Genomic DNA, 24,185 nt, shown 5'->3' with positions numbered 1-24,185 from the left:
AGCGTGCCGCGTGATGGATGAGCCTTGTAGATATCTGCAGGTTCCATTGCCTGGCTCCTCGGAATTGCGGATGCGCGAAGACGGCCGCCGTCATGACGACCTATCAATTGCGACTCGTCGTCACGGGCAAGGTTTCAGCAGGATTGACGAACGGCTGGGCGGGGGACGGGTTTTGCGCAGGCAGTTGCGGGTGAGGCTCAGGCTTTCCTGGCTTGGGCTACTTCCACCGCCAGTTGGGCGAAATTGCGTGCGGCCACGCTGGGTTCGCGGGTCAGGGCCACGCAGACGGTGCACAGCGGCATGTCGCGGATCACCGGAAATGACAGGCCAGGGCGGGCGTAGAAGCGTGCAGTTGAGGCCGCAGTAATGCTAATGCCGCGCTCCGAGGCCACTGCCTGCAACTCGCTTTCCACGGTCGACGCTTCGTGCACCACCGGCGCCTGCCCGCCCTGGCGATAGTGATTGGCGGTCCAGTAATTGCGCCAGATGCCGCTGCCCGGTGCGGCCACGATGGGCTCGTCGAGCAGTTCATGAATACTCACCGAGGTTTCGCCCGCCAGGCGATGGGTGCTGGGCAGGCAGGCCACGCAATCTTCTTCGATCAGGGTAATCAGTTCGATGTCGTCGATATCCAGCGGCGGCCTGAGGATCGCCACGTCCATGCCATCGGTAATGCCTGCGTGGGGATTGGCGAAGTCGAACTCGCTGACGATCACCTTGACCTGGGGAAAGCGCTTGGCAAACGAGCTGAGTATCTGCGGGATCAGATCGACCCCGGCACCAATCAGGAAACCCACCTTGAGCGAGCCGCGCACGCCATTGGCATGATCCCGGGCGGTCTGGGCCAGGCCGTCGAGTTTCTTGAGGATGTCTTTGGCCTGAGGCAACAGCGCTGCGCCGGCTTCCGTCAGGTTGACCTTGCGCGTATTGCGTTCGAACAGGGTGACATCCAGCTGCGCTTCGAGCTGGCGTACGGTCTGGGACAGCGCGGGTTGAGAGACGAACAGACGCTGGGCCGCGCCGAGAAAACTGAGCTCCTGGGCGACCATGACAAAGGCCCGCAACTGGCGAATATCCACTCCCGCAATCGACATGGCGTCGTCCCGCTGTACCTGCGAATGATGCGCCGATCATTACATCATTTATAAGCGCTGCCAATAAATCCAACTGAAATCCGTCTTTCTAATGCGTGGGCACCGGGCCTTAGGATGAAGACCACTCGATGCAGGCGAGCCTTCCTAAAAACACTGCGCACCCATTGATAACTGCCCCCAACAAAAGAGATAAACGCAGATGAATGACGTGACAAACAACTCGACGACTACCGGCACCGCAAACAGCAAGATCAATCTGGTCAAGGCCCGTGGCTCACTGGTCTGGGATGATCAGGGCAAGCAGTACATCGACTGCACGGCCCAGGCCTGGTCCAACAACCTGGGGGCCAATGACCCGCGCGTCGTCGAGGCGGCCATCGCCCAGTTGCGCGACATGACCCATATCCGCCCCAACTTCGGTTCTGCGGCCCATACCCGCCTGGTCGGCAAGTTGCAGGAAGTGGCGCCTGCGGGCCTGAGCCAGATCGGTTTCGCCCTGCATGGCAGCCTGGCGGGCGAGATGGCCATGAAACTGGCCTTCAAGAATCGTCCGGGCGCGCAGCACCTGCTGGTATTGCAGGACGGCTATCACGGTCGCTCCCTGGCGACGCTGGGCGCCAGCTGGCCGCATCCGAATAACCCGTTTCTGGCCATTCAGCCGCGCTTCACCCGGGTCGCTCATCCAAATCCGTACCGCACGCGCATGGGCATGGACCCCGAGGCTGAATCACAGCTATGCCTGGGCCTGCTGGAGGAAACCATTACCAAGGGCGTGGACGGACCGGTCGCCGCGATCATGATGGAGCCGATTCAGGGCAACGGTGGGCATATCGAGTTTCCACGCTCGTACTACAAGGGCGTGCGCGAGATCTGCGATCGTCTGGGCGTGTTGATGATCTTCGATGAAGTGCAGACCGGTTTTGGCCGCATGGGCACCATGTGGGCAGCGGATTACTACGACATCACCCCGGATATCATCGTTTTCGGCAAAGGCGTGGGCGGTGGCTTTCCTCTTGCAGGGATTGCGGCCAATAGCAGGCTCAAATGGTTCGACGAGGGTGAGGAGGCGCTGACTTTCGGGCATTTTCCGGTGTCCCTGGCGGCCGGTTACGCCACGGTTGAAGCGATAGTGGCTGACAAATTGTGTGAAAAGGCACGCCTGGCGGGTGAATACGCCACCGGGCGCCTGCTGGAGATGCAAAAGCGCCATCCTTTGATCGGTGACGTACGCTGCCCGGGTTTGATGGTCTCCATCGAACTGGTCAAGGACCGGGTCACCAAGGAGCCTGCCTGCCGCGAGGCGCAAGAGGTCTACCGCCTGGGCGCGGAGCGCGGCGTGCTGTTCGGCGAGAGCCGTTATGCCGGGCTGGGCAACCTGATCAAGGTCAAGCCACCGCTGGATATCGAGCGGCCGCTGCTGGAAAAATCCCTCGATGTACTGGACGAGGTCATCGGCATCATTGAGGAGCAGGGCGTATGAGCACCGTGATCGAAAGTGAGCACGCAGCCAGCACCAAGGCCGCTGGCGCCGCGCCGTTATCCAGTGACGACGCAGACCTGGCCAGCCTGGGCTACGAGCAAAAAATGCACCGCACCATGAGCGCCTTTACCTCGTTCGCCCTGGCGTTTTCCATGGTGTCGATCAATACCGGCGTGGTAACCCTGTTTGCCGACCCCTTCAACCGGGTCGGCGGTATCGGCGTACTGCTGTGGCTGCTGGTGATTCCATTGGTCTGCTGCATTGTCATGGTTTATTGCCACCTGGCCGGGCGGATTCCACTGACCGGCTATGCCTATCAGTGGTCCAGCCGTCTGGCGGGCAATCACTTTGGCTGGTTCACCGGTTGGGTTGCATTCATTTCCTTCATTGCTGGCACGGCGGCCACTTCGGCGGCGATCGGTACGGTGTTTGCCCCGGAAATCTGGCCCAACCCTACTCAGGGGCAGATTCAAGGCCTGAGCATCGGTGCCACTCTGGTGGTGGGGCTGTTGAATGTCTGCGGCATTCGCCTGGCTACGCGGATCAACGACATCGGCGCGATTATCGAGATCATTGGCACGGTGCTGTTGGCGATTGCCTTGTTTCTCGGCGTGTTCTTCTTCTTTCAACACACCCAGGGAGTGGCGATCCTCACGTCGGCGGCACCGGTCAACGGTGGCAGTATCAGTTTTACCACCATTGCCCTGGCGACCTTGCTACCAGTGTCGGTGCTGCTGGGTTGGGAAGGCGCCGCGGACCTGTCGGAAGAAACCAAGGACCCTCGGCGTGCCGCGCCCCGGGCGATGATCCGCGCGGTGCTGGTGTCCAGTGTTTTGGGCTTTGCCGTATTCGCCTTGCTCAGCATTGCCATTCCAGGCTCGGTGCCCGATCTGTTCAGCCAGGCGGAAAACCCGGTGATCAATATCGTGCGCCTGCAACTGGGTAACGCGGCGGGCAAAGTGATGATCGTCATTGCTTTCGCCTCGATTCTGGCCTGCCTGATTGCCAATATGGCCGTGGCCACGCGTATGACCTTTGCTCTGTCACGGGACAACATGCTGCCGGGTTCGCGCTTGCTCGGCAGGATCAATCCGCACTTCGGCACACCGGTAGGGGCCATCCTGCTGATCACCGGCATTGCCGTGCTGCTCAACCTGGCCAGCGGCGGCTTCGTCACAGCGATCTACTCGATGGTCGGCCTGACCTACTACTGCACCTATCTACTGACCCTGATCGCCGCCTTTATCGCCTACCGCAGCGGGCGCATGCCCAGCGCTCCGGCCGGGGTGTTCAGCCTGGGGCGCTGGCTGTTGCCGATGATCGTGCTGGGTGGGCTGTGGGCCTTGGCGGTGATCCTGACCCTGAGCGTGCCCGAAGAAAGCCATACCGGGGCAATGACCACCGCGATCACCCTGGGGGTGGGAGGGCTATGGTGGCTGGTGGTGCTGCGCAGGCAGATCAATAACGGTACGGCGGGGCCGGGGAGCAAAGTGCTCAAGCCCTAGTTGGAGGTAGATGGTTAAAGGGCAGTGGGACCGGCTTTGGCCGGGACGGCATGGGTATGACCGATACCGTTCTATCGTCAGATCTATTGTCTTCCCGGCTGAATTCATTCCAGCTTTTGAAGCAAGCTCCTATAGGGTCTCATTGCAATCCCTGCAATCCCTGCGATCCCTGGCTTCTCCCCGGCATATCGATCTCATGCAGATGCACCCGGCGATACAGGGTCGCCCGGGAGATGCCCAGGGCCTTGGCCGCCGCAGTGGGTTTCCAGCGGTGGCGGACCAGGGCGTCGATCAGGGCCTGGCGTTCCGGGCTGGCGCTGTGGTCGGTTCGTTCAGACGCTTGCTCGATGCTGCCATGCAGGGCCTCGGGCAAGTCGGCGAGCTGGATGAAGTTGTCTTCGCACACCGCGCAGGCGTAGCGCAGGACCTGGCGCAGTTGCCGGACATTGCCCGGCCAGCGATAGCCAAGCAGGCATTCCAGGGCAGCGCTGCCCAGTTGCACGCTGGTACCGCAGTGCCTGGCTTCCTCGTCGAGAATCCGGTTGAGCAGGCTCAGGCGGTCGCTGCGTTCGCGTAGCGGCGGCAAGCGAAAGCGCGCGCCATTCAGGCGAAAGAACAGGTCTTCGCGAAATTCCCCAGTAGCCACCAGGCTTTCCAGATCACGATGACTGGCGCAGATCACCTGGATATCCACGGCCTTGCGTCTGGACGCCCCCAATGGTGCCACCTCGCCCTCGGACAGCACTCGCAGCAAGCGGGTTTGCAGGGCCAGGGGCATGTCGCCGATTTCATCGAGAAACAGGGTGCCGCCATGGGCCTGTTCCAGCAGGCCCTGCATGCCTTTGTTTGAGGCGCCGGTAAAGGCCCCGGCGACATAGCCGAACAGTTCGCTTTCGATCAGGCTTTCCGGAATCGCCGCGCAATTCACCGCCACAAAGGGCTGCGTACCACGACGACTGGCCTGATGCAGCTGACGGGCGAAGACTTCCTTGCCGCAGCCGGTTTCGCCCTGTATCAGCACCGGCAGGTTTCGGTCCTTGACCCGCACGGCCAGGCGCAGGCTTTCTTCCACCCGAGGGTCGATTTCGCTGGGCGCCAAGGCTGGCTGGGGTGCGACGGCCTTGACCCGCCGCGGCGCGCTCAGGCGGCCGTGCAGGGGCGGGCTGCCGTCCAGGCCTTGCAGCAGGCACAGCGCCTGGTCGGCGGCGCGATGGAGTATTTGCTGATCGAACACCTGGCCGATGTGTTGCGGCAGCTGGCCGAAGCGTTGCAGCAACCATTGCCGTGCCGCCGGGTTGAGGGCTTGCAGGCAGCCATCATCGTCCCAGGCCAGCAGGTAGTCGGGGCGGCTGTCGACGTAGCTCGGGCTGCTATGGGCACGCAGGACCCAATAGCCCTGGGCGCTGCTCATGAAGAATGCCTGCTCGATCTCCCGAGCGCTCTGCACCACGATCTGCCGGATCAGATGCTGCGAGCGGCGTTCGTCCGGAGAGCGCAGGGCCGAGACATCGAGCACACCAAGCAATTCGCCCAGAGGGTCAAATACCGGCGCGGCCGAGCAGGTCAGGCCGATAAAGGCGGCGCGAAAGTGGTCACGCTTATGCACGGTGATCGGGGTCTTGGCGGTGAGCACGGCGGCGACACCGCAAGTGCCTTCTTCGCCCTCGGACCAGCAAGTGCCCAGGTACAGCCCGGCCTTGCGACAGTCGTTGCGGATGCTGGTTTCTACCCGATAGTCGATGGTCCGGCCCTGGGCGTCGGTGAGTAGCACGCAATAGTCAGCATCACGGACCCGGCCATGCAGGCGGGCGACTTCCTCACTGGCGATGCGCAGGAACAGCTCGGAACGCTCGCGGCACTCCTGCAGGACGTTCTGCGAGAGGATCCGCGGGCCTTGCAGCGAGCCGGGGTCGAGGTGATGTTGCTCCATGGAACGCCGCCAGGAATCGAGAATCACGCCTGAGACGGGCAACTGCGGCAGGTGTTCAGCATTTTTCAGGACACGGCTGACGCAGTCGACATGCGCCTTTGAATGTGCGGAAAGCATTTCGCAGGCCTCCGTTCCGATCTTCTTATTAGTTGTAGGGCTATTAAGCGCCGTTCATCCCCGGCAAACAAGCGGCGGCTGTCGGTGAGACGGGATGTCTCAAGGTCTCGCCCGACCTCGCTGTCGGCTGATATCAACTGTCTCAATCGGCGCTTTTTTCTTGCCCTCGGTGCTGCTCAGGAAGCGCTCTGGACCGGCACTTTGCGCGATATTGACCGGCGTTGGCACCGGCCTTGCTCTGCTCCTGGCAATCGAATAATAAAAAGGTTGCCCCATGCACGCCCATCGCCAGCCCCTGACTGTCGGCATCATTGCCAACCCTGCCTCCGGTCGGGACGTGCGCCGCCTGACTGCCAATGCCGGGCTGTTTTCCAGTACCGACAAGGTCTCGGTGATTCAGCGTCTCTTGGCAGCCTTTGGTGCCACCGGTATCGAGCGGGTGCTGATGCCCACCGACATGACCGGCATCGCGGCAGCGGTGCTGAAAAACAGCCAGGCTCGCCAGGGTCGTCACTGGCCGCAGTTGGAGTTTCTTGATCAGCCCCTGAGCCAGACCGTCGAAGACACCCGCCGCACGGCACGCTGCATGGCCGAGCGAGGGGTGAGTTTGATTGCGGTGCTGGGCGGTGATGGCACGCACAAGGCGGTGGCTGCTGAAGTCGGCGATATCCCGTTGCTGACCCTGTCCACCGGCACCAATAACGCCTTCCCGCAATTGCGCGAAGCCACCAGTGTCGGCCTGGCCGGTGGCCTGTTCGCCAGCCAACGGGTCCCGGCCGAACTGGCGCTGCGCCGCAACAAGCGGCTGGTGGTACGGGAGGCCGGCCGTGGTCTCTGCGAGATGGCCCTGGTCGATGTGGCGGTCTCACCGCTGGCCTTTATCGGCGCCCGGGCCATCAGCAGCGGGGCGGACCTGGCCGAAGTCTTCGTGACCTTTGCCGAACCCCAGTCCATCGGCATTTCGGCCCTGTGCGGGCTGTGGTTTCCGGTGCCGCGCCAGGCGGCGGGCGGGGCATGGATGCGTCTTGACCCTGAAGCCCCGCAAGCCTTGCTGGTGCCTCTGGCGCCGGGCCTGTTGCAAGGCTGCGGCGTACTGGGCGCCGGTAGCCTGGAGCCGGGCGTCGCCCATGGGTTGTGCCTGGAACGCGGCACCCTGGCCCTGGATGGCGAACGCGAAATCGAATTCAACCCCCATGACCGCCCCACGGTCACCCTCGATGGCGACGGCCCCCTGACCATCGACGTCGAAACGGTCCTGACCTATGCCGCGCAACAGCATTTGCTGGCCATCGACCGCGAACATCCGCTGCACCCTCTTAACGCCTGATCTTTGCAATCAAGACAACATCGGAGAATAAAAATGTCGACATCGCTGACCACTGATCAACTGCTGCACGCCTATCAGGTGATGCGCACCATCCGCGTCTTCGAAGAGCGCCTGCATGTGGAGTTCGCCACCGGCGAGATCCCCGGTTTCGTTCACCTCTATGCCGGGGAAGAAGCCTCGGCGGCCGGGGTCATGGCGCACTTGAGCGCCAGTGACTGCATCGCCTCCAACCACCGCGGCCACGGTCACTGCATTGCCAAGGGCGTGGACGTGTACGGAATGATGGCCGAGATCTACGGCAAGAAAACCGGGGTCTGCCAGGGCAAGGGCGGCTCCATGCATATCGCCGATATCGAGAAAGGCATGCTCGGCGCCAACGGCATCGTCGGCGCCGGCGCGCCTCTGGTGGTTGGCGCGGCTCTGGCGGCCAAGCTCAAGGGCACCGATAACGTGGCGGTGGCGTTCTTTGGCGACGGCGGCTCCAACGAGGGCGCGGTGTTCGAGTCGATGAACATGGCCTCGGTGTGGAACCTGCCGTGCATTTTCGTCGCCGAGAACAATGGCTATGCCGAGGCTACGGCGTCCAACTGGTCGGTGGCCTGCGACCATATTGCCGACCGCGCCGCCGGGTTCGGCATGCCCGGTGTCACGGTGGATGGTTTCGATTTCTTCGCCGTGTATGAAGCGGCGGCCGCCGCCATCGCCCGGGCGCGTGCCGGGGAAGGGCCGTCGCTGATTGAGGTCAAGCTGACTCGCTATTACGGCCACTTCGAAGGCGACGCCCAGACCTATCGGGCCCCGGACGAGGTGAAGAACTTCCGCGAACGCAGCGACTGCCTGATGCAGTTCCGTGAGCGCAGCACCCGCTCCGGGCTGGTCCAGGCCAGCCAACTGGACCTGATCGACAGCGAAGTCGAGCAACTGATCGAAAACGCCGTGCGCAAGGCCAAGGAAGACCCCAAACCGACGGCGGCGGATCTGCTGACGGATGTGTATGTGTCGTATCCCTGAACCGGCATAACCCCGGAATCAAGTGCAACGGGCAGGAGCGAATTGTGGGAGCGAATTCATTCGCGAAAGCGGTCGAAAAGACGCCGCACCTCTGGTGAATGTAACGGCCTCATTCGCGAATGAATTCGCTCCCAGCCCTGGATCCCGCGGATTACTACAACAAAAATCGAGACCTTAATCATGGCGAGAAAAATCAGTTATCAGCAGGCAATCAACGAAGCCCTGGCCCAGGAAATGCGCCGCGACCCGAGCGTGTTCATCATGGGTGAAGACGTCGCCGGCGGCGAAGGCTCCCCCGGTGACAACGATGCCTGGGGCGGTGTGCTGGGGGTGACCAAGGGCCTGTATCACCAGTTTCCCGGGCGGGTGCTGGATACGCCTTTGTCTGAACTGGGCTATGTCGGCGCCGCCGTGGGTGCGGCCACCTGTGGCGTGCGCCCGGTGTGCGAGCTGATGTTCGTCGACTTCGCCGGTTGCTGCCTGGACCAGATCCTCAATCAGGCCGCCAAGTTTCGCTATATGTTCGGCGGCAAGGCTTCTACGCCTCTGGTGATCCGCACCATGGTCGGCGCCGGTCTGCGCGCGGCGGCCCAGCACTCGCAGATGCTTACGTCACTATGGACCCACATTCCGGGGCTGAAAGTGGTCTGCCCGTCATCGCCCTATGATGCCAAGGGCCTGCTGATCCAGGCGATTCGCGACAACGATCCGGTGATCTTCTGCGAACACAAACTGCTCTACAGCATGCAGGGCGAGGTGCCTGAGGAGCTGTATACGGTGCCCTTTGGCGAGGCCAATTTCCTGCGCGATGGCAAGGACGTGACGCTGGTGTCATACGGGCGCACGGTCAACACCGCCATGGACGCCGCCCGCAGCCTGGCCGGGCGTGGTATTGACTGCGAGGTGATCGACCTGCGCACGACCAGCCCGCTGGACGAAGACAGCATACTGGAAAGCGTCGAGAAAACCGGGCGCCTGGTGGTGATCGATGAAGCCAACCCGCGTTGTTCCATGGCCACCGATATCTCCGCACTGGTGGCGCAGAAAGCCTTCGGCGCATTGAAGGCACCGATTGAAATGGTCACGGCCCCGCATACCCCGGTGCCGTTTTCCGATGCCCTGGAAGACCTGTATATCCCGGATGCGGCGAAGATCGAGCAGGCCGTACTCAAGGTCATCGAATGGGGAGGCCGCGCATGAGCCAGATCCATACCCTGACCATGCCCAAGTGGGGCCTGTCCATGACCGAAGGCCGGGTCGATGTCTGGCTCAAGGAAGAGGGCCAGGCCGTCAGCAAGGGCGATGACCTGCTGGATGTGGAAACCGACAAGATCTCCAGTAGCGTCGAAGCGCCGTTTTCCGGTGTGCTGCGTCGGCAGATTGCCCGCCCGGACGAGACCCTGGCGGTCGGCGCCTTGCTCGGCATAGTGGTCGAGGGCGAGGCCAGCGAGGCGGAAGTCGATGCGGTGGTCGAGCAGTTCCAGGCCGGTTTCGTGCCCGGCGAAGGCGCTGAAGAAGACAGCGGGCCCAAGCCGCAGAAGGTCGAACTGGACGGCCGACTGATCCGTTATTTCGAGCGTGGCGAAGGCGGGGTGCCGTTGCTGTTGATCCATGGCTTTGGCGGTGACCTGAATAACTGGATGTTCAACCACGAAGCCCTGGCGACCGGGCAGCGGGTGATCGCTGTGGATCTGCCCGGCCATGGCGAGTCGGCCAAGCAACTGCAACGCGGCGATCTGGCGGAGCTGAGCGAAGTGGTACTGGCGCTGCTCGATCATCTGGATATTGCCGAGGCTCACCTGGTCGGCCACTCCATGGGCGGTGCGGTGTCCCTCAACACTGCACGCCTGGCACCGCAGCGGGTGCGCTCCCTGACGCTGATTGGCAGCGCCGGGTTGGGCCGCGAGATCAATGGCGAGTACCTGCAAGGTTTTGTCGATGCTGCCAACCGCAATGCGCTCAAGCCGCAACTGATCAAGCTGTTTTCCAATCCCGAGCTGGTCAACCGGCAGATGCTCGAAGACATGCTCAAGTACAAACGTCTGGAAGGTGTGGATGCGGCATTGCAGCAACTGGTCTCGACGGTATTTGCCGAAGGTCGACAGCAAAGCGATTTGCGCGACGTGGTGGCCGGGAAACCGACGCTGCTGATCTGGGGCGCCGCCGACGCCATTATCCCTGCCGGCCACAGCAGCGGGCTCGCCGCCCAGGTCGAGGTCCTGCCGGGCCAGGGGCATATGGTGCAGATGGAAGCGGCGGAGCAGGTCAATGGCTTGATTGCCGGGTTTGTACAGCAGCACGGATAGACGAGCTTTTGTGGGAGCCGGCTTGCTGGCGATGGCGTCAGGTCAGTCAGCGACGCTGTTGCTAGCGCTGCGCACTCGATCGCCACCAAGGCGGCTCCCACACCGGCACGCCGCAACTAATCAACTAATAAAAAAGAGAGACAACCATGAACACTCCAGCCACCCCAACCCCCAGCATGCGCGCCGCCGTGTGGCATGCCCGTAACGATATCCGCGTCGAAGACGTGCCGCTGCCAGGCGCCCCGCCTGCCGGTTGGGTGCAGATCCGCGTGCAGTGGTGCGGTATCTGCGGTTCCGATCTGCATGAGTACGTGGCCGGTCCGGTATTCATTCCGGTGGACGCGCCGCATCCCCTGACCGGGATCAAGGGCCAGTGCATTCTCGGCCATGAGTTCTGCGGCGAGATTGTCGAGCTGGGCGAGGGCGTCGAGGGTTATGCCATTGGCGAGCCGGTCGCGGCTGATGCGTGCCAGCATTGCGGCACCTGCTACTACTGCACCCATGGCCTGTACAACATCTGCGAAAACCTGGCGTTTACCGGACTGATGAACAACGGTGCCTTTGCCGAGCTGGTCAATGTCCCGGCCAACCTGCTGTACAAGCTGCCTGCGGGCTTTCCTGCCGAAGCCGGGGCCTTGATCGAACCCTTGGCCGTGGGCATGCACGCGGTGAAAAAGGCCGGCAGCCTGCTGGGCCAGAATGTCGTGGTCGTCGGCGCAGGCACCATCGGCCTGTGCACCATCATGTGCGCCAAGGCCGCCGGTGCCGCCCAGGTGATCGCCCTGGAGATGTCCGGTGCGCGCAAGGCAAAGGCCAAGGAAGTGGGCGCGACCCATGTGCTCGATCCTAATGAATGCGACGCCCTGGCCGAAGTCAAACGTCTGACCGGTGGCCTCGGCGCCGATGTCAGTTTCGAATGCATCGGCAATAAACGCACCGCCAAATTCGCCATCGACCTGATCCGCAAGGCCGGCAAATGCGTGCTGGTGGGGATTTTCGAAGAGCCCAGCGAGTTCAACTTCTTCGAACTGGTGGCCACCGAGAAGCAGGTGCTGGGATCCCTGGCTTATAACGGCGAGTTTGCCGACGTTATTGCCTTTATCGCCGACGGCCGCCTGGATATCACGCCGTTGGTAACCGGACGGATTCAGCTGGAGCAGATTGTCGGGAAGGGCTTCGAGGAACTGGTCAATAACAAGGAGCACAACGTGAAAATCATCGTGTCGCCTGCGCGGCTCTAACCGCGCGCACATGACGGTACTTCGCTTTGGTTACGCGCCGGTGATTTTCAAGGCTGATAAACTCTGCAGGAGCCGGCTTGCTGGCGATCGAGCGTGTAGCGCTCGCAATGACGTCGGGGACAGACCTGACGCCATCGCGAGCAAGCCTGCGCCTGCGGGAATCTCATTCCAGTTCAGGCAACTGAGCGGGTGTCAGTCACTCCACTGCCTGACCACTGCCGCCATGAGCTTGTCCGCCAACTCGGGATCACTACTGGCCTTGGCGATGATCATGGCGCCGGAAATCGAGGCGAGGATTTGCAAGGCGCGCTCTTCGCAGGTGCCGTCGGCCAGGTCGCCCTGTTTCTCCATCAGGGTTGCCAGCAGGCGGTGCACGCCTTTGGTGTAGGCCTCGCTGGCGCTGCCGCCGATACGGGCAACGTCGGCGGCGAGGGTGGGGATGGGGCAGCTGTCCTGCTGGTTGTCGCGATGCTCCCGGGTGACATAGTCCTGGACCACCTCGCTGATGCTGTGCTGGTTTTGCCAGCGGTCGCGGTATTCGTCGAAGGTACGCTCGATGGCTTCGCTGACCAGTTGTTCCTTGCCCTCGGGGAACTGGCGGTAGAAACCGCCATGGGTCAGACCCACGGACTTGCTCAATTCGCCGATGCCGATGCCCTCGATACCGTGCTCGCGATAGAGCCGGGAAGCGGCGGTGAGGATCTTCTCTTTGTTGAGTAAACGCTGTTCTTTGGTGACTTTCATCATGACCTCATGGTGCATCGGCGGCCGAATTATCGGAGTAATGCCAGGCTGCGTATACCGTGAAAATGATTGACAACGATTGTGCAGGACTTAAAGATTATAGTTGTAATCTTTGAAGTCGAGAAAGCGCAATGGTTCATTTTTCCCATGCTTGATGATCTGCATTCCACGGACTTGAATCTGTTGGTGGTGTTTGCCGCGCTGATGCGTGAGCGCAATGTCACCCGCTGCGCCAACAAGCTGCTGGTGGGGCAACCGGCGATCAGTGCCTCACTGCGCCGTTTGCGCACGCTGTTTCAGGATCCGCTGTTCATCCGTTCGGGCCATGGCGTACGGCCCACGGAAAAAGCCCTCGAAATTGCCCAATTGATCGGTCCCGCCCTGGAGCTGATCGAAGCCGCCGTGAGCAGCAACGAGCCTTTTGCTGCGGTGGAGTGCCAGGCCCGGTTCGGTATTGTCCTCAGTGGCGGAGTTGGCTCGACCCTGGTGACGGGGCTGCTCAAGCCGATCCTGGCGAGTGCGCCGGGTATCAGCATTGCCGTGGAACGCCGCGACCCTGAGTCGATCAATGAACGCCTGGCGGCCGAGTCGGTATCGCTTGAGCTGGGTTACTTTGCCCTGAAGGCCAAGGGCCGGATGGCCCAGTCAGTGGCGCGTTGCAGCAGTGTGCTGGTGCGGGCCAGCGACAGCGCGCAGGTGCTGTCAGCCAATGATCTGAGCCAGCGTGCCCATGTGGTAGTGCCTTATGGCGCCGGGCTTGAGCAGCATCTGGATGAAAAGCTCGCCAGAGAAGGCCTGTCACGCAAGGTGGCGCTGCAATTGGCCAGTGCCGATGGCCTCGAGCATATCCTCGCCGGGACCGACAGGGTGGCGATCATCCCTGATCTCGAAGCCCGCCATCTGCAAGGAATGGGCGTTGTCATCGACGCCTTGCCCGACGGCCTTGCCGAACGTTTTGACCTGCATATGGCCTGGTCGGAAGGCAAGAACCTGGCCGCTTCCGAGGTCTGGTTCCGTCATCAGTTCATCGAACAGATCAGCGTTTTTACCCCACGTCCGACCTGAATCAGCGCCTCTCGTATCAATTTCGGTGATGAGAGATCAAGTGTTTAGATTATGGTCGACATATTTACACTCTTAATGATGATGGTTAGCATCAATGTCAATCGGGGCCTGGGTTGCAACCGTAACTTTTGCCGAATCTTGGATATGGGGAATGTCAGTGAAACCAGTACTGCGTAAGCGAAGGATGGTTGGGGCGGTGGCAGGTGCGGGGTTGCTCTCGGCGGCCATCGGTGTGGGCCTGTTCATGGTGGCGGGCGAGCGCGAGCAGGCGGTGGCCGCCGATGCGCCGCAACTGCCGGAAGTGGTGGTCAGCCGGCCACTGGTCAAGGACCTGGACAGCCGATTGGGCTTTCTCGGCCAGTTCTCTGCGGTGGACAAGGTCGAACTGCGCGCACAGGTCGGTGGCACCCTGATCGGCATCAATTTCAAGGACGGCCAGATCGTCAAGAAGGGCGCGCTGCTGTTCTCCATTGACCGGGTGCCCTACGAGATTCGCCTGGCCCAGGCCAAGGCCCTGTTGCAACGCTCGGCGGCGCGACTGGATTACGCCAAGAGCGAATTCCGCCGCGCCGATGAGCTGGCGCGCAACCAGGCCGGTTCCGTGCAGAACATGGAGCAACGCAAATCCGACTGGCAGGAGGCCGAGGCCGCTGTCGCCGATGCCAATGCGCAGATCCGCGATGCCCAGTTCGACCTGGATCACTGCCAGATCGTCGCGCCGTTCTCCGGGCGCATCGGCAATCACCAGGTCTCGGTAGGCAATCTGGTCGCCGGCAGCCGCGCCGCAGGCAGCCCGACTACGCTGCTGGCCACCATCGTTTCCCAGGATCCGGTCTATCTCGACTTCGACATGAGCGAAGCCGATTACCAGCAATACAAAGGTTTCAAGAGCAAGCGTCAGGGCGATGCCGCCGAGAACGTGCAGATCGCTGTCGGTGGCGGCCACGAGTATGCAACAGCGGGCACCCTGGACTTCATCGACAACAGCCTGAACCGCTCCAGCGGCACCATCCATGCCCGCGCCACGGTGAACAACCCGGACAACAGCCTGACACCCGGTGAATTCGCCCGGGTGCGGGTGATCGCTGCCGCACCTGCGCCGACCATGCTGGTACCTGATGCCGCCGTGCTGCCGGACCAGTCGCACTTCATCGTGCTGACCGTGGGTGAAGACGGCATCGTCGCGCCAAGGCCAGTGGAAGTAGGGGATATGCGTGACGGCCTGCGGGTGATCAAGTCGGGGCTCAAGGCTAGCGATCAAGTGATGATCGGCGGCCTGGTCTACGCGCCGCCCGGTGCGAAAGTGAAGGTCAAGATCGCCGATATCAAACCCGAAAATGATCTGGCGAAGGACTGACCGACATGCGTATCGCGCACTTCTTTATTGATCGACCGCGCTTTGCCGTGGTGGTCAGTTGCTTCATCACTCTGATCGGCCTCGGCGCACTGTTCGTGCTGCCGGTGGCGCAGTATCCGGAAATTGTCCCGCCGACCGTGCAGGTGATTACCTCGTATCCCGGGGCTTCGGCCGAGACTATCGCCAAGACCGTAGCCACGCCGCTTGAGCAGCAGATCAACGGCGTCGAGAACATGATCTACATGACCAGTCAGTCCACCGGCGACGGCAAGCTGACGATCACGGTGACCTTCCGTATCGGCACCGACCTTAACGTCGCCCAGAACCTGACCCAGAACCGCGTACAGAACGCCATTTCCCGGCTGCCTGACGATGTACAGCGCCTTGGCGTGCAGGTGCGCAAGTCGACGCCGAGCATCTTGCTGGCCGTGCATCTGTTCTCCGATGACAGCAGCAAGGACACCCTCTACCTGTCCAACTACGCCACCTTGCATATCAAGGATGTGCTGGCGCGGATCCAGGGGGTAGGGGATGTGCAGTTCCAGGGCGGTCGTGAATACGCCATGCGCATCTGGCTCGATCCGGACAAGGTCGCGGCCTATAACTTGAGTGCCAGTGAAGTTCTCGCGGTGCTGCGTCAGCAGAACCTGCAAGTGTCCGCGGGTGTGCTCAATCAGCCGTCGACCAAATCCGCCGAAGCCTATCAGCTCAACGTCGAAGTGCTGGGACGTCTGAGCAAGCCCGAGGAATTCGCCCAGATCGTGGTCAAGACTGATTCCACCGGCCGGGTGACCCGTATCGGTGATATCGGCCGGGTCGAAGTCGGCGCGGTGGATTACGGCTCGACTTCGTTCATGGACAAACGCGACGCCGCGGCGCTGCTGATCTATGCGCAGCCAGGGTCCAACTCCCTGGACGTTGAGCATGCGGTGCTCGGCACCATGGAAGAACTGAAGAAGGATTTCCCGGCGGGCGTGGCGTACAGCATCATTTATGACCCGACCATCTTCATCGGCAAGTCCGTGCATGAAGTGATCACCACGATTTTCGAGGCGATTATCCTGGTCGTGCTGGTGGTGTTCCTGTTCCTGCAGAACTGGCGTGCGACGATCATTCCGGTGGTGGCGATCCCAATCTCCCTGGTCGGCTCCTTCACCGTGCTGTACCTGTGCGGGATCTCGCTGAACAACCTGTCGCTGTTCGGTCTGGTACTGGCAGTGGGGATCGTGGTCGACGATGCCATCGTTGTCGTAGAGAACATCGAGCGCAATATTCACGACGGGATGTCGCCGGTCGAGGCGGCACACCACACCATGGACGAAGTGGGCGGGGCGTTGCTGTCCATTGCCCTGACCCTGTGTGCGGTGTTCGTGCCGGCGGCCTTCCTGAGCGGAATTTCCGGGCTGTTCTTCAAGCAGTTCGCGGTGACCATCGCCGCCTCGACGATCATTTCCTGCATCGTCTCCCTGACCTTGAGTCCGGCGCTGTGCGCGGTGCTGTTCAAGTCCAAGTCCGCGCCTGATACCGGGCGTTTCCAGGGCGCTCGCCGGGCCATGGATGCCACCTTCGGCCGCTTCAACCGGGGTTTCGACAAGCTGTCGTTCGGCTACGGCAACCTGACCCGGCGTCTGGCCCGTGGCCTGGCCCTGGTGATGCTGGTCTATGTGGGTCTGATTGGCCTGACTGCCGTGGAATTCCACAGCACCCCGACCGGCTTCATTCCCGAGCAGGATCAGGGTTACCTGATCACCATCGTGCAGTTACCGCCGGGCGCGTCCCTGGATCGCACCGAGAAAGTGGTGCGTCAGGTCATGGATATCGCTCTGGAAACCCCCGGTATCGAGCATATCGCGCCGTTCGTGGGCCTGGATGCCACCACCTCCACCGTGGCATCCAACTCTGGCACCGTATTTACCGGTCTGCCGTCGCTGTACAGCCACGACATGCCCGGCCTGACCGCGCAGTCGGTGCTGGCGGATCTGCGTCGGCGTCTGTCGGTGATCAAGGATGCCTATGTCTTGAGCATTCCACCGCCGCCGGTACAGGGCCTGGGCAGTTCGGGCGGCTTCAAGCTGATGCTCGAAGACCGCGCCGGTCTGGGGCCAAAAGCCCTGGCTGATGCGGCCAATACTCTGGTTGCGGCAGCGCGCAAGGATCCGGATTTCGTCGGCATGTTCACCCTGTTCAACGCGGGCTCGCCGTCGATCTTCGCCAACATCGACCGGGTCAAGGCCGAGAAGGTCGGGCTCAAACCGTCGGATGTGTTCTCGACCCTGCAGGTCTACCTGGGTTCGCAGTACGTCAACGACTTCAACTACCTGGGCCGGACTTATCAGGTGGTGGCCCAGGCCGACTCGACTTTCCGGGGTACACCGCAAGACATCACCCGTCTGAAAGTACGTAACGACGCCGGCGAGATGGTGCCGGTGGGCAGTGTGGCGAGTATCGAGCACAACACCATTCCGTACCGCGTGCCGCGTTACAACCTGTTCCCGGCGGCAGAAGTGCAGGGCGCTGCGGCCCCAGGCGTGGCCACCGGTACAGCGCTGTTGAAGATGGAAGCCCTGGCCCAGCAAGTCCTGCCTAAAGGCATCGGCTTCGAATGGACGGAACTGGCCTACCAGCAACAGCAGAAAGGCACGCCGACCCTGGTGGTGTTCGCCGCAGCAGCGCTGTTCGTGTTCCTGGTGCTGGTGGCGCAGTACGAAAGCTGGCGCCTGCCGCTGGCGATCATCCTGATTGTGCCGATGTGTATTTTGGCGGCGATCAGTGGCCTGATTTTCCGCGGTATGCCCATCGATATCCTCGCCCAGATCGGTTTTATCGTGCTGATAGGGCTGGCGGCGAAGAACGCGATTCTGATTGTCGAGTTTGCCAAGCAGAAACAGGACGAGGGTTCGACTGCGGTGGAGGCTGCGGTGCATGCCGCCCGTACTCGTCTGCGGCCGATCCTGATGACGTCCCTGGCGTTCATCCTCGGCGTCGCGCCACTGACCCTGGCTACCGGTGCTGGTTCGGAAATGCGTCAGTCCCTGGGCACCGCCGTGTTCTTCGGAATGCTCGGTGTGACCGGTTTCGGTCTGCTGTTTACCCCGGCGTTCTACATCTTTATCCGCAAATACTTCCACGGGAGACGTTGATGTCCAGCTCACTCAGTTTCAACGTTGCCGACGCCGTGAAGGTGCCGGGACGCAAGGCCTTGCTGCCACTGCTGGTTGCCCTGGCAGTGCTGGCAGGCTGTACGGTCGGCCCTGACTACAAGGCGCCGGACACCCGCCTGGCGCCGTTTCATAACCCGGTGCAGGCCAAGGTCACTTCGTCAAACGTCGACCTGGCCACCTGGTGGCAGGGCTTCAATGACCGGCAACTGGCCAGTATCGTCAATCAGGTGTTGGCGCAGAACCTCGATCTGGCGGTGTCCCTGGCTCGGGTCGAACAGGCCCGCGCCGTGGCCCAGGCCGCAGGTGCGCAGCTCTATCCCACCGTAGATGCGGTCGGTTCGGCGACCAAGCAACGGCAGAGTTTGCAAAGCCCCCTTGGCTCGACCGGGCGTAACCAACCGGGCTACGAGCGTAATCAGAAAGAACTGACCGCCGGGGCTTCGGCCAGTTGGGAGCTGGACCTGGCCGGTGGCCTGCGTCGCGGCGCTTCGGCGGCTGACGACGAGGTTCAGGTCGCTGAAGCAGCCCATCTGGGCACGCGCATCAGCGTGGTGGCCGAGGCGGCGGATGCCTATGTGCAGATCCGTGGCTATCAGGCGCGACTGGCGGTGGCTGCCGACCAGATCAGCACCGATGAACATCTGTTGGGGCTGGTACAGGTGCGCCAGCGCCTGGGCGATGTCAACGAACGGGAAGTCGCTCAGGCCCAGGCCTTGCTCAAGCAGGCCCGTGCCAGCGTGCCCTTGCTGCGCATCGCGCTGGAAGCCCAGCTCAATCGCCTCGATGTGTTGATGGGCCGTCAGCCCGGCAGTTCTGCGCAGGACTTGGCGCAAACGGCGCTGATCCCGGTATTGCCGTCGATTGCTGGCAGCGTTGCACCGGCGGATGTGCTGCGGCGGCGACCGGACATCATTGCCGCCGAACGGCGTCTGGCCGCGTCCAACGAGCGGATTGGCGAGGCCATTGCCGATTATTACCCGAAGGTGTCGCTGTCCGGCGCCCTGGGTTTTGACAGCATCACCGGCAATCACATGTTTAGCCAGAGTGCGTTCCAGCCGTCCATTGGCGGGCTGGTTCGCTGGCGCCTGTTCGACTTCGGCAAGATCGACGCCGAGGTCAGACAGGCCAAGGGTGCCAACGCCGAGGCCCTGGCTGGGTATCGCCAGACAGTGCTCAAGGCTTGTGAGGATGTGGAGAACGCTTTGGTGGCGTTGTCCCAGACCGAGCAGCGGCGTGACGAACTGGACGGCGAAGTCAGTGCCTTGACCCGCGCCCGGGATCTGTCCGAGACCGCCTACAAGTCGGGGGCCATTGGGCTGACGGATGTGCTGGATGCCAACCGCGAACTGCTGACCGCCAGGGACGCGCTCAACAGCACCCAGGCCGACTCGACCCGGGCGGCGGTGACGCTGTTTCGGGCGATGGGTGGCGGGTGGCAGGGGCCGGAGTTGACTACTGCCCGGAAATGACGACACCTTGACCTCAATTTTCCGGATCGAATCTGGAATCTGATAGGGGGCGACGGTGGGAGCGAATTCATTCGCGGAAGTGGTATTTCAGGCGAAAGAAATGTGTCGACCTTACGGCCCTCTTCGCGAATAAATTCGCTCCCACAGCGTGTCACACCCACAGAATGCGTCCTTACATCATTCCCTCATTTTCATGGTTGATGTATCGCACTAGGGAAAGACATATACCTTGCGCTTTAATGCAAGGCCCATGTCTTTCCCGTGCGAGGCCGTAATGCAGAGCAAACCCCTTGAACGCATCCTCATCACCAACGACGACGGCATTGACGCGCCGGGTCTGGCGACCTTGCTCGAGGTCGCCCTTGAGCTGGCCGATGAGGTCTGGGTCGTGGCGCCTGATCATGACCAGAGCGGCATCTCCCACGCCTTGAGCATTCACCATCCGTTGCGCATCACGACCCGTGGTGAACGCCGCTATTCGGTGTCCGGCACGCCCGCCGACTGTGTCGCCATCGCCTTGCGTCACTTGATGGAGCAACCGCCGCAGTTACTGCTGTCGGGTATCAACAAAGGCGCCAATCTGGGCGTGGAAACAGTATTTTCCGGCACGGTGGGCGCGGCCATGGCCGGGCTGTTGCTGGGGATTCCGTCGATTGCCTTGAGCCAGGCCCTGACCCGCCGCGATGCCGTGCGCTGGGATACGGCGCGTCAATTGGCCCCCGGCGTTATCCGGCAACTGCTGGCGGCGGGTTGGGATGCGTCGGTCTGTTTGAACATCAACTTTCCTGATGTCCCGACAGATCAGGCCGGACCGTTGCAGGTGACCAGCCAGGGAACCGGGCGCATGGACAGCCTGAATATCACCGCCAGAACCGATATGCGCGAGCAGGACTATTACTGGCTGAATATCGAACGCCATGATCGCGGCGATGCGCCGGGCAGTGAGACCCATGTGGTGATCAATGGCGGGGTGTCGGTAACGCCGTTGCGGTTTGAGCGGTCGGATCAAGCTGCGGCGCAATCCCTCAGAGAGCAACTGGCGTCTCTGAGTTGAAATCAGAACTTGTGGGAGCGGGGCTTGCCCGCGAAGGCAATATTCCAGGCGATGAGGATCTGTCGGCTGTACCGGCCTCTTCGCGGGCAAGCCTCGCTCCCACAGGTGGTTAAGCAGCAGATCCCAAGGCTTTGAGCAAGGTCTTGCCGGTGCCGAGAATCTCCGCCGCCAATTCCTCATCCACCACCGCCCGCGCCAGGCCGATGGCACCCACCAACGCGCACATGGCCAACAACGCCTGAGCGCGCGGCTCCGGGTGATCCATCAGTCGTGTCAGCATCGCCAACTCATTGCGTACCTCTTCGGTATACAACTCGCGGATCGGCTCGCTGCTGCGCGCGACGTCGTTCATCAGCGCGGCAAGGGCGCAGCCGCTGCCGGGAGCGTCCTTGTGGCGTTGGCTCAGGTAGCTGTCCACCAGCTCACCAAGGGAGCGGGTCGTCGCCGACTCCACGTAGGTCTTCAGCGCCTCGGTGCGTTTGGCGAATATCGAGGCCAGTACTTCCTCGACCAGTTTCTCCCGTGACTCGAAATGCTTGTAGAAGCCGCCACTGGTGCGGCCGGCCTCTTTCATCAGATCGGCGATGCCAATGCCGTTCAGACCGACCTCGCGCAAACGCGCGGCGGCCAGGTTGACGATTTCTTCGTGAATGGCGGCTTTTTCAGCCTGAGACCGTGACATGCAATCCTCCAGGCAGACGTTTTCGTCTGGTTCGGTCATTGGAGTATAGACGTAATATTAAATAAGAGTATGGTTGTAATCCTATTCATTGCATCCGTTGAAGGACACGACCATGACTGTCAAAGACAAAACCATCCTGATCACCGGCGGCAACAGCGGTATTGGCCTGGCCACCGCACGCTTGCTTCTGGAAAACGGCGCCCGTGTCGCCATCACCGGTCGCGATCAGGCGAAACTGGACGCCGCTGTGCTGGAGCTGGGCGGTGATGTACTGGCAATCAAGGCCGATGTGAATAATCTGGCCGAGATCGATCAGGTCGTCAGCGTCATCAAGGAGCGCTTTGGCAGCCTTGATGTGGTGTTCGCGAACGCCGGTATTTCCGGGCCAACGCCTTTGGGCGGCACCACCCTTGAAGCCTTCGAAGCCATACTGCGCACCAACCTGACGTCGGTGTTCTTTACCGTGCAGGGTGTGTTGCCGCTGCTCAAAGAGGGCAGTTCGGTGATCCTCAATGGTTCGGTAATGCGCGAACTGGGCTCAGCCGGATCGTCGGCCTATTCGGCGAGCAAAGGCGCGATTACCTCCATGGCCAAGGTCTTCGCCTCGGAACTGGCGCCCAAGGGTATCCGCGTCAATACCGTGATCCCCGGTGCCACCCGTACGCCGATCTGGACCCGCGGTGCCCGCGCCGGGGCGACGGTCGACGCTACGGAAAAAGCTATTGCCCCGCGTATTCCCATGGGTCGTTTCGCCGAAGCGGATGAGCTGGCTCAGGCAGTGATGTTCCTGGCATCCAGCGCGTCGTCGGGCATGACGGCGGCGGAGATAGTGGTCGACGGCGGCAATACCGGTGCGCCGTGGGGCATTCCTTTGTTTCGCGGCTGAGATGGGCTCTACACACCAACCGTAGGAGCTTGAGCCGCGAGCGCGGGCTCCCGGCTGAAGCCGGTCCTACGGGATTGCATTTCGGTTCATTGTTCTCCAGCGCTGGGGCCTTGCTCCTGCTCGAAACTCTTCAGCGGCACGACACTGGCGCCCGCAGGCGGTTTGAAGGTAAAGGCGCTGCTGGCAGGCTGTCGGTTGATATCCCAGTCAAAATTCACGCTGTGCCGCGGCAAACCGTTGATGTCGTTGCGCACGATGACCAATCGGCATGGCAGCGGCTTGGCCCCTTCGCGGACCCAGAGTTGCCAGTCGATACCCGGCTGGCGGTAGGCGTAATGAATGCAGGTCTGATCGCCAATGCGTTCCTTGCCGATCACTTCAGCGCCAGCGACACCGACTTTGCCCGCAGTGCTGGCGTCCCACGCAAACAGATCCGCCAAGGGCAGGGCAATGCCATAGCGGTCGGTGAACTGGTCGAACAACGGGTCAATGCCCGCTGGCGCCTGAATGGTTGCATAGTGCCCGGCACCGCTGTCGCGCAGGGTAAAGCGCTTGCCGTCGTAGAAGAACTGCTGCACGCCAACCGTGACCTGCAACTTGTCCGGTCGTACCGACAGCACTTGGGTGTGCTGCGGCGTTTCGATGACCTGGCCGGTTTCCACTATCCGGTCGGTAAAACTGTCGACGTTCAAGGTGAAATAGGGCAGTGCGTGCAGATAACGCCCGGTCTGTTCCAGTGCCGCCAACGCCTTGGGATCGGGCTGCGCAGCCAAGCCTGTAATACAGGTACCCAGAGTAAGCAATAACGCTGCTACACAACGCTTTTCCATAAGTCGTCACTCAATGCATTCTGGGGAACGTCAGGACTCTGTAGAACAGAACTAAGCGCCTGCATATGAGCCCCGGCTCAATCGCGCTCATTAAGGCTATTACGCAATAGGGCGGGCGCTTTCGCCTGTCGTCAGAGTGCGGCCCAGTTCTGCTTCATAGTGCCTGAGGAAGTATTGCCACTGTGCGTCGCTCCAGGGTGAATGGCGACGCAGCTGGAAAATATCGTGGCGTGCCGCCCTCAGTGAACTGAAGCGTCTACGGGATTTTTCAAGATCAAGTAGGGCGAGCTGGAAGTCCGGACCGTCATCGGTTGATTGCACTTTTACAAAGATATGTTTGGAACGCATGCAACCGTGTTGCCAGCGACTCAGATGCAACCGTGACAGGAGAAAGGCCAACTGTTCGAACAGGCGCATGTTTTCTTCGGGGCTGTAGCGATCCTGACCGCCAGCGTGATACCAGCTGTCCAGATCCTGAAACTCCCCCAGATCCTTTGTCACCAAAAGGCCTTGCCAGACGCCGTCGACCTTCCTGGCACCATAGAAAACCGGGTTGGGCGCAGTGACATTGAGCGAGTGCAGGCTGGCCAGGGCATGACCTTCCCTGAGTACGGTGGGGCGGCCAAAGGGATGTCGGGCGCTGCGATATAAATGGCCGGTCTGGCGTTTTACATAGACGATGGAGCCTTCATGCACCACCCGCTGTACGCCACTAGTGCCGCTACGACGTACATTCGGCTCTTCTACCCAAGGGCCCTCTGTGCTCCACCAATGGGCAAAATCGTATTGCGGGGAATGGTCCCTCATTACAGGCTCCTGATTATAGTTTTTCAGGAGTGTAACTGGTTGTTGCTAGTTGGTCAGTAGTGGAAGTCGCCCATTTACCTATGGCAGGGCTTAGAGCCCGGCCGCTCTAATTTTCAATG

19 protein-coding genes are annotated in these 24,185 nt (G+C 61.5%); 13 read left to right on the top strand and 6 right to left on the bottom strand.

Annotation, left to right across the window (positions count from 1 at the left end; all coding sequences use genetic code 11):
• Nucleotides 1-197: 197 nt before the first annotated feature.
• A complete protein-coding gene (locus M2401_RS11525; RefSeq protein ID WP_259102814.1) occupies nt 198-1,094 on the bottom strand; it encodes a LysR family transcriptional regulator in 897 nt (298 codons plus the stop codon).
• Nucleotides 1,095-1,293: 199 nt separating this feature from the next.
• Between M2401_RS11525 and M2401_RS11520 the strand changes: the two genes are divergently transcribed.
• Complete coding sequence (locus tag M2401_RS11520; RefSeq protein WP_259102813.1) at nt 1,294-2,574, top strand: aspartate aminotransferase family protein; 1,281 nt, start codon at nt 1,294-1,296, stop codon at nt 2,572-2,574.
• Nucleotides 2,571-4,079 (top strand): APC family permease, encoded by a 1,509-nt coding sequence (locus M2401_RS11515; protein WP_259102811.1) that lies wholly within the window; start codon nt 2,571-2,573, stop codon nt 4,077-4,079. Before M2401_RS11520 ends, M2401_RS11515 begins: the two co-directional genes overlap by 4 nt.
• Nucleotides 4,080-4,218: 139 nt before the next feature.
• Here M2401_RS11515 and M2401_RS11510 read toward each other — a convergent pair whose 3' ends face one another.
• Nucleotides 4,219-6,126, bottom strand: coding sequence for a sigma-54-dependent Fis family transcriptional regulator (locus tag M2401_RS11510; protein WP_259102810.1), 1,908 nt, complete (start codon nt 6,124-6,126; stop codon nt 4,219-4,221).
• 274 nt (nt 6,127-6,400) lie between these two features.
• Between M2401_RS11510 and M2401_RS11505 the strand changes: the two genes are divergently transcribed.
• The 5 genes from M2401_RS11505 to M2401_RS11485 all read left to right on the top strand — a co-directional run bounded on the left by M2401_RS11505 (nt 6,401) and on the right by M2401_RS11485 (nt 12,011).
• Nucleotides 6,401-7,453: an ATP-NAD kinase family protein gene (locus tag M2401_RS11505; RefSeq protein ID WP_259102808.1), complete on the top strand. Its 1,053-nt coding sequence runs from the start codon at nt 6,401-6,403 to the stop codon at nt 7,451-7,453.
• Nucleotides 7,454-7,486: 33 nt separating this feature from the next.
• On the top strand, nt 7,487-8,464 hold the full coding sequence (locus tag M2401_RS11500) for a thiamine pyrophosphate-dependent dehydrogenase E1 component subunit alpha (protein WP_259102807.1): 978 nt from the start codon (nt 7,487-7,489) through the stop codon (nt 8,462-8,464).
• A gap of 180 nt (nt 8,465-8,644) precedes the next feature.
• Nucleotides 8,645-9,664 carry an alpha-ketoacid dehydrogenase subunit beta gene (locus tag M2401_RS11495; protein WP_259102805.1) on the top strand — a complete coding sequence of 340 codons (1,020 nt, stop codon included), beginning with the start codon at nt 8,645-8,647 and terminating at the stop codon, nt 9,662-9,664.
• The gene (locus M2401_RS11490; RefSeq protein WP_259102804.1) at nt 9,661-10,770 is read left to right on the top strand and encodes an acetoin dehydrogenase dihydrolipoyllysine-residue acetyltransferase subunit; all 1,110 of its coding nucleotides are present in this window, start codon (nt 9,661-9,663) and stop codon (nt 10,768-10,770) included. The genes M2401_RS11495 and M2401_RS11490 overlap by 4 nt, the downstream gene beginning before the upstream one ends.
• A gap of 176 nt (nt 10,771-10,946) precedes the next feature.
• Nucleotides 10,947-12,011 carry a 2,3-butanediol dehydrogenase gene (locus tag M2401_RS11485; protein ID WP_259103286.1) on the top strand — a complete coding sequence of 355 codons (1,065 nt, stop codon included), beginning with the start codon at nt 10,947-10,949 and terminating at the stop codon, nt 12,009-12,011.
• A 192-nt stretch (nt 12,012-12,203) separates the two neighbouring features.
• Here M2401_RS11485 and M2401_RS11480 read toward each other — a convergent pair whose 3' ends face one another.
• Nucleotides 12,204-12,755, bottom strand: coding sequence for a TetR/AcrR family transcriptional regulator (locus tag M2401_RS11480; RefSeq protein ID WP_259102802.1), 552 nt, complete (start codon nt 12,753-12,755; stop codon nt 12,204-12,206).
• Between the two features lie 147 nt (nt 12,756-12,902).
• Between M2401_RS11480 and M2401_RS11475 the strand changes: the two genes are divergently transcribed.
• The 5 genes from M2401_RS11475 to surE all read left to right on the top strand — a co-directional run bounded on the left by M2401_RS11475 (nt 12,903) and on the right by surE (nt 20,861).
• Entirely contained in the window at nt 12,903-13,820 is a 918-nt protein-coding gene (locus M2401_RS11475; protein ID WP_259102801.1) for a LysR family transcriptional regulator, read from the top strand.
• A 151-nt stretch (nt 13,821-13,971) separates the two neighbouring features.
• A complete protein-coding gene (locus tag M2401_RS11470) occupies nt 13,972-15,177 on the top strand; it encodes an efflux RND transporter periplasmic adaptor subunit (protein WP_259102800.1) in 1,206 nt (401 codons plus the stop codon).
• Nucleotides 15,178-15,182: 5 nt separating this feature from the next.
• Nucleotides 15,183-18,317 (top strand): efflux RND transporter permease subunit, encoded by a 3,135-nt coding sequence (locus M2401_RS11465; protein ID WP_259102799.1) that lies wholly within the window; start codon nt 15,183-15,185, stop codon nt 18,315-18,317.
• Complete coding sequence (locus M2401_RS11460) at nt 18,317-19,807, top strand: efflux transporter outer membrane subunit (protein WP_259102798.1); 1,491 nt, start codon at nt 18,317-18,319, stop codon at nt 19,805-19,807. Before M2401_RS11465 ends, M2401_RS11460 begins: the two co-directional genes overlap by 1 nt.
• Before the next feature lie 274 nt (nt 19,808-20,081).
• Entirely contained in the window at nt 20,082-20,861 is a 780-nt protein-coding gene (surE, locus tag M2401_RS11455) for a 5'/3'-nucleotidase SurE (protein ID WP_259102797.1), read from the top strand.
• Nucleotides 20,862-20,970: 109 nt separating this feature from the next.
• Here the strand turns inward: surE and M2401_RS11450 are convergent, their stop codons facing one another.
• The gene (locus tag M2401_RS11450) at nt 20,971-21,543 is read right to left on the bottom strand and encodes a TetR/AcrR family transcriptional regulator (RefSeq protein WP_259102796.1); all 573 of its coding nucleotides are present in this window, start codon (nt 21,541-21,543) and stop codon (nt 20,971-20,973) included.
• 112 nt (nt 21,544-21,655) lie between these two features.
• Here M2401_RS11450 and M2401_RS11445 point away from each other — a divergent pair, with 112 nt between their 5' ends.
• Entirely contained in the window at nt 21,656-22,429 is a 774-nt protein-coding gene (locus M2401_RS11445) for an SDR family NAD(P)-dependent oxidoreductase (protein WP_259102795.1), read from the top strand.
• Nucleotides 22,430-22,515: 86 nt separating this feature from the next.
• Here the strand turns inward: M2401_RS11445 and M2401_RS11440 are convergent, their stop codons facing one another.
• Nucleotides 22,516-23,259: a DUF2092 domain-containing protein gene (locus M2401_RS11440; RefSeq protein ID WP_259102794.1), complete on the bottom strand. Its 744-nt coding sequence runs from the start codon at nt 23,257-23,259 to the stop codon at nt 22,516-22,518.
• Nucleotides 23,260-23,358: 99 nt separating this feature from the next.
• Nucleotides 23,359-24,066 (bottom strand): lipopolysaccharide kinase InaA family protein, encoded by a 708-nt coding sequence (locus M2401_RS11435; protein ID WP_259102792.1) that lies wholly within the window; start codon nt 24,064-24,066, stop codon nt 23,359-23,361.
• Nucleotides 24,067-24,185 lie beyond the last annotated feature (119 nt).

Origin of the sequence: Pseudomonas sp. JUb42, assembly GCF_024807945.1 — a bacterium.
In the GTDB taxonomy this organism is placed as follows: domain Bacteria; phylum Pseudomonadota; class Gammaproteobacteria; order Pseudomonadales; family Pseudomonadaceae; genus Aquipseudomonas.
Note: the sequence above shows the minus strand (reverse complement) of the source record. Positions and strands in the feature narration are given on the sequence as shown.

What these genes read in the sequence shown, in the direction of transcription:
- M2401_RS11520 (WP_259102813.1), top strand. Translation starts at nt 1,294, where the DNA reads ATGAATGACGTGACAAACAACTCGACGACTACCGGCACCGCAAACAGC.
- M2401_RS11525 (WP_259102814.1), bottom strand. Translation starts at nt 1,094, where the DNA reads ATGTCGATTGCGGGAGTGGATATTCGCCAGTTGCGGGCCTTTGTCATG.
- M2401_RS11510 (WP_259102810.1), bottom strand. Translation starts at nt 6,126, where the DNA reads ATGCTTTCCGCACATTCAAAGGCGCATGTCGACTGCGTCAGCCGTGTC.
- M2401_RS11465 (WP_259102799.1), top strand. Translation starts at nt 15,183, where the DNA reads ATGCGTATCGCGCACTTCTTTATTGATCGACCGCGCTTTGCCGTGGTG.
- M2401_RS11505 (WP_259102808.1), top strand. Translation starts at nt 6,401, where the DNA reads ATGCACGCCCATCGCCAGCCCCTGACTGTCGGCATCATTGCCAACCCT.
- M2401_RS11475 (WP_259102801.1), top strand. Translation starts at nt 12,903, where the DNA reads ATGCTTGATGATCTGCATTCCACGGACTTGAATCTGTTGGTGGTGTTT.
- M2401_RS11450 (WP_259102796.1), bottom strand. Translation starts at nt 21,543, where the DNA reads ATGTCACGGTCTCAGGCTGAAAAAGCCGCCATTCACGAAGAAATCGTC.
- M2401_RS11435 (WP_259102792.1), bottom strand. Translation starts at nt 24,066, where the DNA reads ATGAGGGACCATTCCCCGCAATACGATTTTGCCCATTGGTGGAGCACA.
- surE (WP_259102797.1), top strand. Translation starts at nt 20,082, where the DNA reads ATGCAGAGCAAACCCCTTGAACGCATCCTCATCACCAACGACGACGGC.
- M2401_RS11515 (WP_259102811.1), top strand. Translation starts at nt 2,571, where the DNA reads ATGAGCACCGTGATCGAAAGTGAGCACGCAGCCAGCACCAAGGCCGCT.
- M2401_RS11480 (WP_259102802.1), bottom strand. Translation starts at nt 12,755, where the DNA reads ATGAAAGTCACCAAAGAACAGCGTTTACTCAACAAAGAGAAGATCCTC.
- M2401_RS11445 (WP_259102795.1), top strand. Translation starts at nt 21,656, where the DNA reads ATGACTGTCAAAGACAAAACCATCCTGATCACCGGCGGCAACAGCGGT.
- M2401_RS11460 (WP_259102798.1), top strand. Translation starts at nt 18,317, where the DNA reads ATGTCCAGCTCACTCAGTTTCAACGTTGCCGACGCCGTGAAGGTGCCG.
- M2401_RS11470 (WP_259102800.1), top strand. Translation starts at nt 13,972, where the DNA reads ATGTCAGTGAAACCAGTACTGCGTAAGCGAAGGATGGTTGGGGCGGTG.
- M2401_RS11490 (WP_259102804.1), top strand. Translation starts at nt 9,661, where the DNA reads ATGAGCCAGATCCATACCCTGACCATGCCCAAGTGGGGCCTGTCCATG.
- M2401_RS11500 (WP_259102807.1), top strand. Translation starts at nt 7,487, where the DNA reads ATGTCGACATCGCTGACCACTGATCAACTGCTGCACGCCTATCAGGTG.
- M2401_RS11485 (WP_259103286.1), top strand. Translation starts at nt 10,947, where the DNA reads ATGCGCGCCGCCGTGTGGCATGCCCGTAACGATATCCGCGTCGAAGAC.
- M2401_RS11440 (WP_259102794.1), bottom strand. Translation starts at nt 23,259, where the DNA reads ATGGAAAAGCGTTGTGTAGCAGCGTTATTGCTTACTCTGGGTACCTGT.
- M2401_RS11495 (WP_259102805.1), top strand. Translation starts at nt 8,645, where the DNA reads ATGGCGAGAAAAATCAGTTATCAGCAGGCAATCAACGAAGCCCTGGCC.